Below are 16689 nucleotides of genomic sequence, written 5' to 3' on the forward strand. Positions count from 1 at the left end.
ATTGAGGAGGGAAAATTATGAAATTAAAAGAAGAAATAATCAATAAGTTACAAGCTCGGGGAGTAGAGTTATCAGATATAGCTGAGGTAGCATATCATTTACAAAAGCCTTATAGTAAAGATTTAAAATTAGAAGACTGCTTAGTTGCTGTAAAGCATGTGTTAGAGAAAAGAGAAGTCCAGTATACTGTATTAACTGGGATAGCTTTAGATATATTGGTAGAAGAGGAAAAAGTAGAGGGTGCTTTAGCTAAGATTATTAGAGAAGATGAACCGTTATATGGAGTAGATGAAAGTTTAGCTTTAGCTATCGCTAATATCTATGGAAGTGTTGGATTTACTAGTTTTGGTTATTTAGATAAAGATAAAATGGGAATTATGAAAGAATTAGATACAACTAAAGAACAGGTTAATACTTTTTTAGATGATTTAGTAGCTGGAGTTGCTTCAGCAGCTTCAGCGAAGATTGCACATCAAAATAAAAATAAGGAACTGGATGAGGCAGAGATTTCTTAAAGTGGAGGGTTTTTAGTGGAAGAAAAGAATACAACAAATAAACTAACAGGTTTTGGTGAATTGTTTTTAAAAGGAATTCCAATTGGTCTTTCTAATACACTACCAGGAATTAGTGGGGGGACTTTAGCTTTAGTCTTAGGTATTTATGACCAGTTAGTTAATGGAATTAAAAAGATTAGGCTTCAGGTTTTAATCCCTATTTTCTTAGGAGCAGTAACAGGTGTTTTAAGTGGCTCTAAGATAGTTACTTCTTTATTAGAAACCAATCCTAGTGTAGTTAAAGCATTTTTGTTAGGTTTAATTATAGCTTCTAGTAAAGTAACATATGACCAAGTAAAACAAGTAAATTTAAAAACAATAATCTTAGGTATTATAGGGTTAGTAGTCGCTTTTATATTTTCAGTAGAACTAGGAGGAGCTGGAGATGTAACTACTTTATCGTGGACTAGATTATTTTTAGGTGGAGCTGTTGGTAGTGTAGCTATGATTTTACCAGGAGTTAGTGGTGGTACAATATTAATTATGCTTGGTCTTTATCAAGGGGTATTAGAGGCAATTGTTAATTTTAATTTTCCTGTAATGATTGTTTTTGGACTAGGAGTTGGTAGTGGTCTATTAAGTTTTTCTTTTGTATTATCCTATTTATTAGATAATTATAGATCATTATTAATGTCCTTTTTAACTGGCTTAATTTTAGGGTCAATGAGGAGTGTAATGTCATTTAACTTAGGAGTAGAAGAGATTCTAGGTTTTCTTTTAGGAGTAGGAGTTATTTATGCTATATCAGGGATAGAAGATTAATTTCAACTTGACAGGAAAAGGAAAATAGTTTATTATTAATACAAAGTAGAATATTAATGAGGTGGATATAAATGGAGATGCCAGCAAGTGAAGACCATATTATTGTTAAAGCTCTAGAAGATGGAGTTACAATAATTGGTTTAACACGTGGTGAGCAGACTAAATTTCATCACACAGAAAAGTTAGATGCTGGAGAAGTAATGATTGCCCAATTTACCAAACATACTTCAGCAATTAAAATTAGAGGTAAAGCAAAATTGATCACTAGTCACGGTAAGGTAGAGTCAGAATAGATAAGAGCGTTAGATGAGAGACTTTAGATGAGAGTAGAACAGATTGAGTAAAAGAATATATTTTAGTTGAGGAGAGCAGAGTTGAGTTGAGATAAGTTGAGCCGAGCTTAGGGATAGGTATATCTAATTTAGGGAGTAGTATACCTATTTTTCAGGGCCAACAGACTCGAGTCTGTTGGCCCTGTTTCTTTTTTGGATTAGTTAATAGAAGGAGGTTGCTAATGTATTTTCCTAAACAAGATGACTTTATTAAGCAGGCGGAAGAAGGGAAATTGATCCCTGTTTATAAAGAAGTTAGTGGTGATATGGAGACTCCTGTATCTGCCTTTAAGAAGTTAAAGCAAGGGGAATATTCATATTTATTAGAGAGTGTAGAGCAGGGCCAAAACTTAGGGCGTTATTCTTTTATTGGACTTGATTATCACGCACTAATTAGCTGTAAAGATGGAGTAATAAGGACCAAAGATCGAGTAGGTAAAATAGTCAGCGCAGAAAAGACTGATAATCCTTTAGATGATTTAAAGAGTTTACTAAAAGATTATCAAGGTTATCAAGTAGATGACTTACCAATGTTTTATGGAGGAGCAGTTGGTTACTTAGGCTATGATGTTATAAAGTATTTTGAAGATATACCTCAAAAGACTACAGATGATCTTAAATTACCCGAGATGTTATTTGTAGTTAGTGATACAGTCTTAGTCTTTGATCATCTTCATCATAACTTGAAGATAGTAGCTAATGTTAAAGTTGGTAAACAGCCACAAGTAGATTATAAAAAAGCCCAAGAGAAGATAGATAAGATAGTAGCTAAATTGCAACAACCATTGACAGAATACAGCCAGCAAACTAATCACACCAGTCAAGAATTAGAATACACTTCAAACTTTACTAAAGAGGAATTTATTAATAGTGTCCAAGATGCCAAAGATTATATTACCACAGGGGATATTTTTCAAATAGTCCTATCCCAAAGGTTGGAGATGCCAATTACCACTGATTCCTTTGCTATTTATCGGCAATTAAGAAGACTGAATCCATCTCCTTATATGTATTATCTTAATCTAGGTGGTTTTCAATTAGTTGGTTCATCACCTGAACTGTTAGTTAGGGTTCAAGATGGAAGAGTGGAGAATAGACCAATTGCTGGTACGAGAAGAAGAGGAATTAATAGTAGTGAGGATGAAAGCTTGGCCCAAGATTTATTAAATGATGAAAAGGAAAGAGCGGAACATACTATGTTGGTTGATCTAGGGCGAAATGATGTAGGAAGGGTTAGTAAATATGGTACAGTAGATGTTACTGAGTTAATGGAGGTTGAGTACTACTCTCATGTAATGCATTTAGTTTCTAATGTAACAGGTAAGTTAAAAGAAGATGAAGATATCTACTCTGCTCTAGAAGCCTGTTTTCCTGCTGGAACTGTATCTGGAGCTCCCAAAATTAGGGCTATGGAGTTAATAGATCAGCTAGAGCCGACTAGGCGGGGGCCTTACGCAGGTAGTATAGGTTATTTTAGTTATTCTGGTAATTTAGATAGTTGTATTACAATTAGAACAATCTTAATTCAAGATGACAAAGCCTATGTGCAAGCAGGAGCTGGAATTGTAGCTGATTCAGACCCAGAAACTGAGTATCAAGAAACATTAAATAAAGCTCAAGGTCTATTAGAAGCAGTTCAGTTAGCAGAAGGAGGAGACTCTGATGGTATTAGTAATTGATAATTATGATTCATTTACTTATAATTTAGTTCAATTAATTGGCCAGCTAGGTTGTGAGATAGTAGTTAGGCGTAATGATGAAATAACCGTGAATGAGATTAAAGATTTAAATCCTAGTCAGATTATTATCTCGCCTGGTCCAGGACGCCCGGAAGATGCTGGAGTCTCTCTAAAGGTGGTTAAAGAATTTTCAGGTCAAATTCCGATATTAGGAATTTGTTTAGGACATCAAACCATTGGGGCCGCTTTTGGAGCTGAAATTATTCAAGCACCTAAATTAGTTCATGGAAAGACTACTAAAGTTATCAATTATGGATTAAAGGATAGTATTTTAGAAGGAATAGATGATTTTGAAGCCACAAGATATCATTCATTAATCATTGATCCTGCTACTTTATCTGCTAGATTTGAAGTAACAGCTAAGACAGAAGATGATCTAATTATGGGAATTCGAGATAAGAAGAGTAAGTTATATGGACTACAGTTTCACCCTGAGTCTATTATGACAGAGGCTGGCCAGGAGATCCTTAACAACTTTGTACAGATCAATTGATAATTAAGGATTAAGACTGTAAATTATAATTTTGGGAGGTTGAGAAGAGATGAGAAGAGTAATCAAAAAAGTAGTAAATGGTCAAAATTTAGATATAGAGGAAAGCAAAGAAACCATGAGTGCAATTATGGGTGGCAAGGCAACAGATGCTCAAATTGGAAGTTTCATTACTGCTTTACGAACTAAAGGAGAAACAATTGAAGAAATTACTGGGGCTGCTCAAGTAATGCGACAAAAGGCTGCTCCAATTGCTACAAATCAAGATTTATTAGTTGATGTATGTGGGACTGGTGGTGATAATTTAGATACTTTTAATATTTCTACAACTACTGCTTTTGTAGTGGCAGGAGCAGATATAGCAGTTGCTAAACATGGAAATCGTTCTGTGTCTAGTAAAAGTGGAAGTGCAGATGTATTAGAGAACTTAGGTGTCAACCTTAACTTAACACCTGCTCAGGTGGGCCAATGTATTGACAAAATCGGGATTGGTTTTTTATATGCTCCAACATTTCATCAGGCTATGAAACATGCGATTGGCCCTAGAAAAGAAATAGGGGTTAGAACAATCTTTAATATGTTAGGCCCATTAACAAATCCAGCTAGTGCTCAGGTTCAATTGTTAGGAGTTTATGATCCTCAATTAACTGAACCAATTGCCCATGCTTTAAATAACTTAGGTGTCAAGGCTGCTTTTGTAGTTCATGGTTTAGTGGGCTTAGATGAATTATCAACAGTTGGTAAAACAAAGGTTAGTCAACTGCAAGAGGGAGAGGTAGAGACTTATCAATTAGCTCCTGAAGATATTGGTTTAAAAGAAGCAACTGCTGAGCAATTAGCAGGTGGAGGGCCAGCGGAGAATGCTGAGATCACTCGTCAGATTTTGGCTGGAGAACTTGGCCCTAAGCGTGATATTGTTTTGTTAAATGCTGCTGCAGCTTTAGTGGCAGCAGGCAAAGCAATTGATTTATCAGCCGGTGTTAATTTAGCTACTAAAGTAATTGATGAGGGCTTAGCCTTAGAGAAGTTAGAGCAACTTATTGCAGTCACTAATCAATTTTAAAGTTAAATTTTATATCAATATTATTTCAACTTTTAGTAGTGATGGAGGTGAAACAAATGATTTTAGACCGGATAGTAAAGCATAAGAAAGAAGAAGTTAAAGAAGAAAAGAGTAAGGAAAGTTTAAAAGAATTAAAATTACGTATTAATGACTTGCCTGGTACAAGAGACTTTAAAGCTGCTTTAAAAAAACCAGGGGTTAGCTTAATTGCTGAAGTAAAAAAAGCTTCTCCTTCAAAAGGTGTAATTAAAGCAGAATTTAATCCAGAGGAAATAGTAAAAGAGTATCAAACAGCAGGTGCTAGAGCAGTCTCTGTTTTAACTGATCAGAAATTTTTTCAGGGGCAATTAGATTATTTACGGTTAGTTAAAGAAAAAGTTAAACTTCCCATTTTAAGGAAAGACTTTATCATTGATCCCTATCAGATTTATCAGGCTAGAGCTTATAGAGCAGATGCTATTTTGTTAATAGCAGCTATTTTAACTACTCAGCAATTAAGAGACTATCTAATTTTAGCTAATAAGTTAGATTTAGATGTATTACTAGAAGTTCATAATAGAGAAGAATTATATCAAGCTTTAGAAGTTGATGCTGATCTAATTGGAATTAACAATCGTAATTTAAAGGTGTTTGAAGTTGATCTAGCAACTACACTAGGATTGCAAAGGCTAGTTCCAAATGATAAAGTGATTATTAGTGAAAGTGGAATTAAAACTAAATCTGATATTAATTTATTAGCTAAACATAATATTGATGGGGTTTTGGTAGGAGAGTCTTTAATGAAGAGTGATGATATTAGTGCTAAAGTAAAGGAGCTTATTGGCTAATGAGCAAAATTAAAGTTTGTGGTTTGACTAATCTAGAGGATGCTAAACAAGCAGCAGAAGTTGGAGCTGACTTATTAGGTTTTATCTTTGCAAAAAGTCCTAGACAAGTGACCAATAGAGAAGTTGCTAAGATTAGTAAAGAACTACCAGCTGGTGTAAAGAAGGTAGGGGTTTTTGCTAATCAGTCAAAAGCAGAAATTAAAGAGACAATTACTAAGTGTGATCTTGATTATATTCAGTTACATGGTAGTGAATCACCTAAGTTTTGTAAACAGTTTAGGCTACCAGTAATTAAAGCTTTTAGAGTTAAAGATAAAACTTCTTTAAGTCAATTAAGAGAGTATGAAGTAGATAAATACTTATTGGATACTTATGTGCCTGATAAGTTAGGTGGTACCGGGAAGACTTTTAATTGGGAGTTAGCTATTCAAGCAAAAAAATATGGTTCTATAATTATGGCTGGTGGGTTGGAAGCCAGTAATGTAAAATTAGCAGTAAAAAAAGTAAGTCCCTGGGCTGTAGATGTTAGTAGTGGGGTTGAAGTTAAACCTGGCAAGAAAGATTATGAACAAGTTAAAGAGTTTGTTGAGAGTGTCGAGAGTACTGGATAATGAGTAGTGGGTAGTGAGTAAAACTGTAACATTAAAAGGAGGCTAATTAAGATGGTAACAGATATTAAAGAGAATGGTAAATTTGGTGAATTTGGTGGGAAGTATGTTCCAGAGTTATTGATTCCAGCTTTAGAGGAGTTAGAAAAAACATATTTTGAATTAAAGGATGATCCTGAGTTTCAAAAAGAATTCAAATATTATCTAAAAGAATATGTAGGGCGGCCTAATCCTTTATATTATGCTGAAAGACTAACTGAGAAATTAGGTGGAGCTAAGATTTATTTAAAACGAGAAGATTTAAATCATATGGGTGCTCATAAGATCAATAATACTATTGGACAGATTTTATTAGCTGAGAGAATGGGAAAAGAAAGAATTATTGCTGAAACTGGAGCAGGTCAACATGGAGTAGCAACGGCAACAGCAGCAGCTATGTTTGGTATGGATTGTGAGATTTTTATGGGGGCAGAAGATATTGAACGACAGCAATTAAATGTCTTTAGAATGAGATTATTAGGAGCTAAAGTTACTCCTGTTACTCAAGGGACTGCTACTTTAAGTGATGCTGTAGATGCAGCGATTAGAAATTGGGTAGAAACTGTAGAAGATACACATTATATCATTGGCTCAGTTGTGGGCCCTCATCCCTATCCAACTATGGTACGTGATTTTCATTCAGTAATTGGAGAAGAAGCTAGAGAACAGATTTTAGATGTTGAAGGAGACTTACCTGATTATTTAGTTGCTTGTGTTGGAGGAGGAAGTAATGCAATTGGCTTATTTCATCCTTTCCTTGATGATGAAGATGTTGAGATGATAGGAGTAGAAGCAGCTGGAACAGGATTAAATACTGATAAACATGCTGCAACTATGTCTAAAGGAACTAAGGGAATCTTACATGGGTTTAAAAGTTATGTCTTACAGGATGAAAATGGTCAAATACAACCGGCTCATTCTATCTCAGCTGGTTTAGATTATCCAGGAGTTGGCCCAGAGCATAGTTATTTAAAGGCTATAGGACGAGCTGATTATCAGGCAGTAACTGATGATGAAGCTGTAGAGGCTTTTCAACTATTATCTGAGGTTGAGGGAATTATTCCAGCATTAGAAAGTTCTCATGCAGTAGCTTATGCTAAGAAATTGGCCCCACAGTTAGATCAAGATCAAGTAATTATTGTTAATTTATCTGGTCGAGGAGATAAAGATGTTTATACAGTTGCGGATAAATTAGGAGTTAGTATTGATGGGTAATATTAAGGAGACTTTTATGGCTTTAAGGAATGAAGGAGAAAAACCCTTTATTCCTTTTTTAATGGCTGGAGATCCTACTTTAGATTTAACCAAAAAAATTGTTTTAGAGGCTGAGAAACAAGGGGCAGATATAGTTGAATTAGGAATTCCTTATGCTACTCCCTTAGCTGACGGGCCAACCGTTCAACAGGCAGGACAGAGAAGTTTAAAGCATGATACTAATCTAGAAGATATATTTCAATTAGTAGCCCAGATTAGAGAGGATAGTCAAATTCCTATTGTCTTGATGGGATATTATAATTCTATCTTTAATTATGGATTAAAAGAGTTTGTAGCTAAGTGTGAAACAGTAGGTGTTGATGGAGTTATTATTCCTGACTTACCGTTAGGGGAAGGTCAAGAGTTAAGAAAATATAGTACAGATTTAGATATTATTTTATTAGTAGCTCCAACTAGTAATCGCAAAAGAATTAAACAAGCAGCTAATGCTTCGCAAGGTTTTATTTATGCAGTATCCACTTTGGGAACTACTGGAACTAGAACAGAGATATCAAACCAAGTAGAAGAGGTAGTTAGTCAAGTTAAGGAATTGACTACAACCCCTGTAGCTGTTGGGTTTGGGATTGCAAAGCAAGAACATGTTAGAGAAATAGCTAAATTTGCTGATGGTATAATTGTAGGGAGTGCAATTATAAAGCAAATAGAGGCAAATTTAAACTTATTACCGGAAAAAGAGAATAATCTAATTAATAAGGTAGGCCACTTTATTGCTCAATTAAAAGAACCATTAATAAGTAACGAGTAACAAAAATATATTTGTCTATAAAACTTTGAAAATAATGTTAAGTGAGTTGCATTTTGAATTTTTTGTGTTATAATATGACCAACAGTGTGATTGAGTTGGTCATTTTTTTATTGTAATGTGTTTTTATTAATGATTTGGTTAATAATATTTATAGCTAATTAAATTAAAAGGATAGAGAAGGTGGGGTGCTAGATTTGCTAAAAGATTTATTTGGCAGTAAATCTAAGTATGTAACTGTAGAACAAAAAAAGAGACCTCGTCATCAAGATGAGGAAACAGATAAAAAAGAAATGCCAGATGATTTATGGACTAAATGTCAAGAATGTGAAGAGATAATTTTTAATAAAAAATTGGCTGAAAATTTAAAAGTTTGTCCCGAATGTGGCTATCATTTTAGATTAACTGCTACAGAAAGAATATCTTTATTGGTAGATGAAGGCGAATTTGAGGAATATGATGCTAATTTAGAAGCAGGAAATCCATTAAATTTCCCTGATTATGAAAAAAAGATTGATAAGTACCAAAATAAAACTGGGCTTAAGGATGCTGTAGTTGCTGGTATTGGTGAGGTAAATGGCTACCAAGTTTCTTTAGCAGCTCTTGATGCAAGATTTTTAATGGGAAGTATGAATTCAGTTGTAGGAGAAAAGTTGACTCGTGCAATTGAACGGGCTTTAGATAAAAAATTACCGCTAATAATAGTAGCAGGGGGCGGTGGTGGTGCTAGAATGTATGAAGGTATGTTATCTTTAATGCAAATGGCTAAGACAAGTGCTGCCCTAAAGAGATTAGACCAAGCAGGACAATTATATGTATCTATTTTAACTGACCCTACTTATGGTGGGATTTCAGCTAGTTTTGCTTCATTAGGTGATATTAATATTGGTGAAACTGATGCTAAAATTGGCTTTGCTGGGCCAAGGGTAATTAAACAGACTATTAATCGGGATTTACCTGAGGACTTTCAGACGGCTAATTTTTTAGAGGAGCATGGAATGTTAGATAAAGTTGTTAACAGATCAGAACTTAAAGATGTATTGAAAACAATACTAGAGATACATTATCCTAGAGGTGAACAAAAATGAGTGAATATTTAGAGTTTGAAAAACCTCTGATTGAATTAGAAGAAAAGATTAATGAATTGAATAGTTTTATGCAAGATAAGGATATTGACTTAACAGATGAGGTTAAGCGCTTAGAGAAGCGAGCTAATAATTTACGAGAAGAAATATTCTCTGAATTAAAGCCTTGGGAAATTTTAAAGATTGCCCGACATGGTGAGAGACCTACTACTTTAGATTATATCGATCTAATTTGTGATGAATTTGTTGAATTGCATGGTGATAGAACTTATGGAGATGATCAAGCTTTAGTAGGAGGAATTGCTAAGATAGATAACATGCCTGTAACTATTATCGGGCATCAAAAAGGAAAGACTACTAAAGATAATATTAATCGTAACTTTGGTATGGCCCATCCTGAAGGTTATCGTAAGGCCTTACGATTAATGGAGCAAGCAGAAAAATTTGGTAGACCAATTATATCTTTAATCAATACGCCAGGAGCTTACCCTGGAATTGGAGCTGAAGAGAGGGGACAAGCCGAAGCTATTGCTAAGAATATGATGGAGATGTCAGGAATCTCTGTTCCAATCATTGTAGTTATTACAGGAGAAGGAGGTAGTGGTGGAGCATTAGGTATTGGTGTAGGTGATAGAGTTCTAATGTTAGAATATACTTACTATTCTGTTTGTTCTCCTGAAGCATGTGCAGCTATTTTATGGAAGGATGCTAATGAGGCTGAAACCGCAGCCAAAGCATTAAATATAACTGCGCAAGACTTATTAGAATTAGGCATCATAGATAGTACAATTGCTGAACCTCCTGGAGGAGCTCATAAAAATTATGAGCGTAGCGCTCAATTATTAAAGGAGACAATTATGCAAGAAATCAGTGAACTGCAAGAACTTGATACAGCTACTTTGTTAGATAATAGGTACAATAAATTCAGAAAAATGGGGTATATTAAAAACAAGTTTGAAGAAGTTGTTGAGGAGAAACAAGCTAATTAAGGAGCTATGATACAGCTTATAAATTCCTAGTTAAAACTAGGTAAAGTTGATCGTTGCTCTCAAGGCAAAGGGAGTGTAGAGAACTGAAAAGTTTTTAGCACAATGCCTTCGTGTCCTGTGGACACTTCGTAACAAAAGGCGTTTCCTACGTTATTTGGTTAAAGAGTTTTTATTAAACTCAACAAGGTTATCACACTTTGGAATGTATCCATCAGTTCCAAATCGCAGGCAGAGCCTTGCTCTGTAAACTACCCTGTGGCACTAAGGAAGAAACCTCGTCTAAGTCTAGTTCTTCTGGATATGAAAGGCTAACACCGAAAGTGCATAAGCCCCATTTGACATTGCCTATAGCAGGGTATTTACATACCCTCGCTATTGACTACATCTGGGAACTATAGCCAATGGTTATGTTCACCAATGTACTCTAAGAGCAAGAATCTATATGATTCTGCGACATAGAAGGGAATTACCCCGCAAGGGAGATTGGTTCGAGAGAACCACAAATCCTAGTGGGAAACCATACCCACTAGGTAACTATAATAATATTTAGTTAGTTTCAGATAAGTTAAAACAAGGAGGAAATAGAATGAATAAAATAGGAGTTTTAACTAGTGGGGGAGATGCTCCAGGGATGAATGCTGCTGTTAGAGCAGTTGTTCGAAAAGCCCTTCACGAAGGTTTAGAAGTAGTAGGTATTAAACGAGGTTATTCTGGAGTGATTGAAGGAGACTTCATTACTTTAGATCGTAGTTCAGTAAGTGATATTATCCAACGAGGAGGCACATTTTTACGTTCTGCTCGTTGTGAAGAGTTTAGAACTAAAGAAGGAAGAAAAAGAGCTGCTAAGAAACTAAGAGAAGAGGGAATTGAAGGCTTAGTAGTAATTGGTGGTGATGGCTCTTTTACTGGCGCTAAATTATTAAATGAAGAAACAGGAATTAAGACTATTGGTGTACCTGCTACTATTGATAATGATATTGCATGTACAGATGATTCTATTGGTTATGATACTGCTATGAATACTATTATTGATGCTATCACTAAAATCAGAGATACTGCTAGTTCACATGAAAGAGCATTTGTAATTGAAGCTATGGGTCGTCACGCTGGATTTTTAACTTTAGCTGCTGGGTTAGCTGGCGGAGCAGAGTCCATTTTAGTTCCAGAGATAGATTTTGAGATGGATGAAGTTTGTGAAAAAATCCAACATGATTATGAAGAAGGTAAAATACATAGTATTGTTTTAGTAGCAGAAGGCGTAGAGCTTGGAAATGTAGAATTTGAAACTAATAGAAACCCTGATGAAAGTCCTGCATTTTTAATTGGTCGAGAAATTAATGAAAGAACAGGATTTGAGACTCGAGTTACTATCTTAGGTCATATTCAGCGGGGTGGTGCTCCAACTGGGCGTGATAGACTATTAGCTAGTAGATTAGGAGCTTCTGCTGTGGATCAATTATTAGCTGGTAAAAGTAATAAAATGGTTGGTTTAATTCATAATACAGTAAAGGTAGCTCCAATTGAAGAAGCTATTGAAAGTAATAAAGAGTTGAATGAAGAGGTATATAAATTAGCTAATATACTAACTTAAATAAAAAATATATAAATTAGCTAATTAAATATTATTTATAAATAAGGAGGAATTGTTAAAATGAGAAAGACTAAAATTGTTTGTACTATTGGCCCTGCTAGTGATGATAAGGAAACATTATCTGAATTGATTGATGCAGGTATGAATGTAGCACGACTTAACTTTTCCCATGGTGATTTTGAGGAGCATGGAGCAAAGATAGACAAGATTAGAGAATTATCTGCTGAAAAGGAAAAGCCTGTAGCTTTATTATTAGATACTAAGGGGCCAGAAATTAGAACTGGTGACTTAGAGAATGATGAAGATGTAGTTTTAGAAGCTGGGCAAGATTTTACTTTAACTACAGAAGATATTGTAGGAAATAATGAAAAAGTATCTGTTTCCTATAAGAATTTACCGGAAGATATGTCTGTTGGTAAGACAATTTTAATTGATGATGGATTAATTGGTTTAGAAGTAAAGGAAGTCAATAAAACAGATGTTATTTGTACGGTAGTTAATGGTGGAGAATTAGGTTCTACAAAAGGTGTTAACTTACCTGGTGTGTCTGTACAATTACCAGCTATTACTGATAAGGATAAAAATGATATTAAGTTTGGTATAGAACAAGGTGTAGACTTTATTGCTGCTTCTTTTGTTCGTAAAGCAGCTGATGTTTTAGCTATTAGAGAAATTTTAGAAGAGCATAATGCTGATATACATATAATTGCTAAAATTGAGAATCAAGAGGGAGTAGAAAATGTTGATGAAATCTTAGAAGTAGCTGACGGATTAATGGTAGCTCGTGGTGATTTAGGTGTAGAGATTCCACCAGAGAAGGTACCAGCTGCTCAAAAGATGATGATAAATAAGTGTAATAGAGCAGGTAAACCAGTTATTACAGCTACTCAAATGTTAGAGTCAATGATTCACAATCCACGGCCTACAAGAGCAGAAGCTAGTGATGTAGCTAATGCTATTTATGATGGTACTGATGCAACAATGTTATCTGGTGAGACTGCAAAAGGTGATTATCCACAAGAGTCAGTTAAAACAATGGCTAACATTGCAACAGAGACTGAAAAATCATTAAAGTATCGACAACTATTAGATAGAGAAGCACTAAATCCAGCTAGAACAATTACTGATTCAATTAGTTATGATACATGTAAGACTGCTTATGAATTAGGAGCTTCTGCAATTATTACTTCTACTCGTTCTGGATATACAGCTAGAATGGTTTCTAAGCATAGACCATATGCTCCTGTAGTAGCTGTTACTCCTAACAAAAGAGTCTTTAATAAATTAATCTTATCTTGGGGGGTTAAGCCTGTATTAGCAGATATTACTGAATCTACAGATGAGATGATTGATGAATCAATAGCTGCTGCTAGAAAAGATGGCTATGTAGAACAAGGTGATTTAGTAGTTATGACTGCTGGTGCTCCAGCTGGTGTTCCAGGAACTACTAATTTATTAAGAGTAGAAATAGTTGGAGAAGTTGCTTTACGTGGTGTAGGAGTTGGTAATAAATCCGCTAGTGGGAGAGTTTCTATAGCTTACAATGCCAATGATGCAAAAGAAAAGGTTAAACAAGGAGATATTTTAGTGGTACCAGAAACAAATGATGATTACTTACCTGCTTTAGAGAAAGCAGCAGGGGTAATTACAGAAAATCCTGGTTTAACTTCTTATACTGCTATTAAAGGATTAAAACTTGATATTCCTGTAATAGTAGGAGTTTCTAATGCCACTGATAATTTAGAAGATGATGAAGTTGTTACAATAGATAGTATTAGAGGATTAATCTATAAAGGTGAAGCTAAGATTTTATAATATAAATGTAGGAATGCTAAAAATGCGTAGCTCAAGCTACGCATTTTTACTTTATAAAAGAAGGTGATAGATATGTTACGTTTATTTTTAATTTTTTCTGTGGTCCCTTTAATTGAATTAGCTTTGTTGATTAGAATAGGAGGTTACTTTGGTCTACCGGCAACTATTATTTTAGTAGCTGGAACAGGTATAGTAGGAGTATCATTGGCTAAGCAGCAAGGTTTAGCTGTAATTAATGAAGTAAGGCAGAACCTAAGTAGTGGTAAATTGCCTAAAGATAGTCTATTAGATGGTGGATTAATTTTAGTAGGTGGGGTGCTACTTTTAACCCCTGGATTAATAACAGATATAATGGGCTTTTCTTTAATAATTCCAGTAACTAGAAAAGTAATCAGACAAGTAGTTAAGAATCAAATTAAAGATAAAGTAGTTATGAAAAGCTATACTCATAGAACAAAGCGGGATGATATAAATCAATCTCAGAAGAATAAAACAGAAGAAGATGATATAATTGATATAGAGGATTATGAAGAAATAGATGAAGATTAAAAATAGAATATATTTATTAAGGAATATGAGAGGACTATGGCTAATAGCTATAGTCTTTTTGTGTGCTCTGTAGTCTATGATGATAGTAGGTGTAAGTCCTGCCTATTCTGGAAGAATGGATAATATGGTTGAGATATTGTGGCACTCACAGACGAAATGGGTGAGCAAACGGAGAAAACAAACGTCAACCTAAGTTAATAAAGAACAGGATATGAAGTCAACAGTAACAGGGTGTTCATTGTGAGATGTAATCTGAAGAGTTTGAGGCGAAAAATCAGTCCGGAACAATATGTGAACCGAAGGTGGCATTCATTAGTGACGATCTACCAAAAGGATGGAGAAGTCCAAAGCTGACTTACAGACCATTGGAGTATGTTAGATTAATGAGTGTGATTATGGTCGGAATGATTGGAATATAGCATAGGTGACCAGAGGATGCTCTAATATGGTCTTTATAGAAATCTATAAAGATAAGTGATGATATAACCTGAATAGGGAAAGTCAAAGCGATGAAATATTAGAGTTCAGAAGCTATCATAGTAGTGAAAAAAAAAAAAAAAAAAATCAATGAAAGTTGATTACAGTGAAGGATAGCCAGGTTATTGAAGTTTAGAATTGAGTGTTGATGGTATTTAAATCAAAATGGTTTAAACATTGTTAAAGACAATAAGTCTTAAAAGAAATAGCGGACAGAAAATCATAACTGGAAGCGTGATGAATTTAAGAAAAACCATGACCTAAGTAGTAGTAAACTAAGAGGTGCGATTGGCGAGAGCTTAGAAGACGTGCTTAGGAATGCTACGAATATAGGGGTTTAGATATTAAGACAGGATAGGAAGAACTGGTAAGTCGTGAGGTAGGATAGGTAGAAAAAAAAATTAGTTCGCTATATAGTATAAAAGATTTAGTGACTAAGAAAAGACATTTACATTGTGCAGCTCAGAAAGTTTTGAATAATGGTGGTTGTGGAGGGATTGACGGTGTAGAAGTTGAAGAATTTAGAGAAAATTACACTAAGAATATGAGTGCTTTATATCGCCAGTTAACAGAAGATAGATATGAGCCACAACCAGTTCTAAGAACGTATATCTCAAAAGGAAATGGAGAACAAAGACCACTAGGTATTCCAGTAATTAAAGACCGAATTGCCCAACAAGCAGTGAAACAGATTCTAGAGATACACTTTGAAGAAATATTCTGCGACTGTTCTTATGGTTTTAGACCTAATAGGTCAACCGAAGATGCAATTAAGAAAGTAGAAGAATATAAAGAACAAGGTTATAATTGGGTATTAGACACAGATGTCAAATCTTACTTTGATACAATAGACCATGAAATTTTAATGGAGCTGATAGCAGAGGAAGTAAGTGATGGTTGGATATTAGATATTATTAGGTCGTGGCTTACTATAGGTGTCATGACTGAGAAAGGAAAAGAAGAAACAACGGAGGGAACTCCACAAGGAGGCGTAATTTCTCCACTTTTAGCAAATATCTACCTACATCACTTTGATAAGAAAATGACGCGTCGAGGATATAAGATAGTTAGATTTGCCGATGACTTTATAATTATGGCTAAGAGTAAAGCTAAAGCAGAACGTGCTTTGGAAGTAACTCGCCAGATTATAGAAAATGAATTAAACTTAAGACTACATCCTCGGAAAACAGTAATTACGAATTTTAATGATGGATTTAAATTTCTAGAATTTAAATTTTATAATTGTGATTATAAAAAGCCAAAAGAGAGCTCTATTAAAAGTTTCAAGGATAAAGTAAGAAAGAAAACCAAAAGGAATAGGTCAATAGGAGTAGCTGTAATGATTGATGAGCTTAATTTAATTATTAGAGGTTGGGGTAATAGTTTTCTACTAGGAAATATTAAAGGACTATATAAAAAGTTAGATGGTTGGATAAGAATGAGAGTACGTTGTTTTATAGAAGGAAAGAAGGCGAAAGGGCAGAATTATCGCCTTCCTAATAAAATATTAAGAGATTTAGGACTAGAATCACTGCTTACCGATGTGCTTTAGACAAGAGTAAAATATACATTTGTGGCAACACAAAGACGATAACTTACTCTCTGTTAAGGAGCAACAATGACCGAAAGCTGTATACGGGAGAACCGTACGTGCAGTTTGACAAGAGGTCCCAGCCGTGAGGCTGGTCCTACTTTATTATATTGAAAGATTAAAATTTAATTTAATATACGTTTGCATTTTGTTTACATAAT

The 16689-nt window shown here is 34.6% G+C and carries 16 protein-coding genes; all 16 read left to right on the forward strand.

Annotated features, from left to right (window positions below; all coding sequences use genetic code 11):
* Window positions 1–17: 17 nt before the first annotated feature.
* The 16 genes from HALHA_RS01930 to ltrA all read left to right on the forward strand — a co-directional run bounded on the left by HALHA_RS01930 (window position 18) and on the right by ltrA (window position 16489).
* On the forward strand, window positions 18–515 hold the full coding sequence (locus HALHA_RS01930; RefSeq protein WP_015326107.1) for a phosphatidylglycerophosphatase A family protein: 498 nt from the start codon (window positions 18–20) through the stop codon (window positions 513–515).
* Window positions 516–530: 15 nt separating this feature from the next.
* On the forward strand, window positions 531–1316 hold the full coding sequence (locus HALHA_RS01935) for a DUF368 domain-containing protein (RefSeq protein ID WP_015326108.1): 786 nt from the start codon (window positions 531–533) through the stop codon (window positions 1314–1316).
* 71 nt (window positions 1317–1387) lie between these two features.
* Complete coding sequence (gene mtrB, locus HALHA_RS01940) at window positions 1388–1609, forward strand: trp RNA-binding attenuation protein MtrB (protein WP_015326109.1); 222 nt, start codon at window positions 1388–1390, stop codon at window positions 1607–1609.
* A 221-nt stretch (window positions 1610–1830) separates the two neighbouring features.
* Complete coding sequence (gene trpE / locus HALHA_RS01945; protein ID WP_015326110.1) at window positions 1831–3327, forward strand: anthranilate synthase component I; 1497 nt, start codon at window positions 1831–1833, stop codon at window positions 3325–3327.
* Entirely contained in the window at window positions 3311–3880 is a 570-nt protein-coding gene (locus HALHA_RS01950; protein ID WP_015326111.1) for an anthranilate synthase component II, read from the forward strand. Before trpE ends, HALHA_RS01950 begins: the two co-directional genes overlap by 17 nt.
* 49 nt (window positions 3881–3929) lie before the next feature.
* On the forward strand, window positions 3930–4940 hold the full coding sequence (gene trpD, locus HALHA_RS01955) for an anthranilate phosphoribosyltransferase (RefSeq protein WP_015326112.1): 1011 nt from the start codon (window positions 3930–3932) through the stop codon (window positions 4938–4940).
* Between the two features lie 56 nt (window positions 4941–4996).
* The gene (gene trpC, locus HALHA_RS01960; RefSeq protein ID WP_015326113.1) at window positions 4997–5767 is read left to right on the forward strand and encodes an indole-3-glycerol phosphate synthase TrpC; all 771 of its coding nucleotides are present in this window, start codon (window positions 4997–4999) and stop codon (window positions 5765–5767) included.
* Window positions 5767–6378, forward strand: coding sequence for a phosphoribosylanthranilate isomerase (locus HALHA_RS01965; RefSeq protein ID WP_015326114.1), 612 nt, complete (start codon window positions 5767–5769; stop codon window positions 6376–6378). The genes trpC and HALHA_RS01965 overlap by 1 nt, the downstream gene beginning before the upstream one ends.
* A gap of 51 nt (window positions 6379–6429) precedes the next feature.
* On the forward strand, window positions 6430–7629 hold the full coding sequence (trpB, locus tag HALHA_RS01970; protein WP_015326115.1) for a tryptophan synthase subunit beta: 1200 nt from the start codon (window positions 6430–6432) through the stop codon (window positions 7627–7629).
* Window positions 7622–8434 carry a tryptophan synthase subunit alpha gene (gene trpA, locus HALHA_RS01975; protein ID WP_015326116.1) on the forward strand — a complete coding sequence of 271 codons (813 nt, stop codon included), beginning with the start codon at window positions 7622–7624 and terminating at the stop codon, window positions 8432–8434. Before trpB ends, trpA begins: the two co-directional genes overlap by 8 nt.
* Before the next feature lie 194 nt (window positions 8435–8628).
* Window positions 8629–9519, forward strand: a complete 891-nt coding sequence (gene accD, locus HALHA_RS01980; RefSeq protein ID WP_015326117.1) for an acetyl-CoA carboxylase, carboxyltransferase subunit beta — start codon at window positions 8629–8631, stop codon at window positions 9517–9519.
* Window positions 9516–10505, forward strand: coding sequence for an acetyl-CoA carboxylase carboxyl transferase subunit alpha (accA, locus tag HALHA_RS01985; RefSeq protein ID WP_015326118.1), 990 nt, complete (start codon window positions 9516–9518; stop codon window positions 10503–10505). Before accD ends, accA begins: the two co-directional genes overlap by 4 nt.
* A 586-nt stretch (window positions 10506–11091) precedes the next feature.
* Window positions 11092–12096 carry a 6-phosphofructokinase gene (gene pfkA, locus HALHA_RS01990; RefSeq protein WP_015326119.1) on the forward strand — a complete coding sequence of 335 codons (1005 nt, stop codon included), beginning with the start codon at window positions 11092–11094 and terminating at the stop codon, window positions 12094–12096.
* Between the two features lie 60 nt (window positions 12097–12156).
* Complete coding sequence (gene pyk, locus HALHA_RS01995; protein WP_015326120.1) at window positions 12157–13911, forward strand: pyruvate kinase; 1755 nt, start codon at window positions 12157–12159, stop codon at window positions 13909–13911.
* Between the two features lie 72 nt (window positions 13912–13983).
* Window positions 13984–14460 (forward strand): FxsA family protein, encoded by a 477-nt coding sequence (locus HALHA_RS02000; RefSeq protein WP_015326121.1) that lies wholly within the window; start codon window positions 13984–13986, stop codon window positions 14458–14460.
* 877 nt (window positions 14461–15337) lie between these two features.
* Window positions 15338–16489, forward strand: coding sequence for a group II intron reverse transcriptase/maturase (gene ltrA, locus HALHA_RS02005; protein ID WP_015326122.1), 1152 nt, complete (start codon window positions 15338–15340; stop codon window positions 16487–16489).
* The last annotated feature ends 200 nt before the right edge of the window (window positions 16490–16689 follow it).

The sequence above is a fragment of the Halobacteroides halobius DSM 5150 genome, from assembly GCF_000328625.1.
Taxonomy (GTDB): domain Bacteria; phylum Bacillota; class Halanaerobiia; order Halobacteroidales; family Halobacteroidaceae; genus Halobacteroides; species Halobacteroides halobius.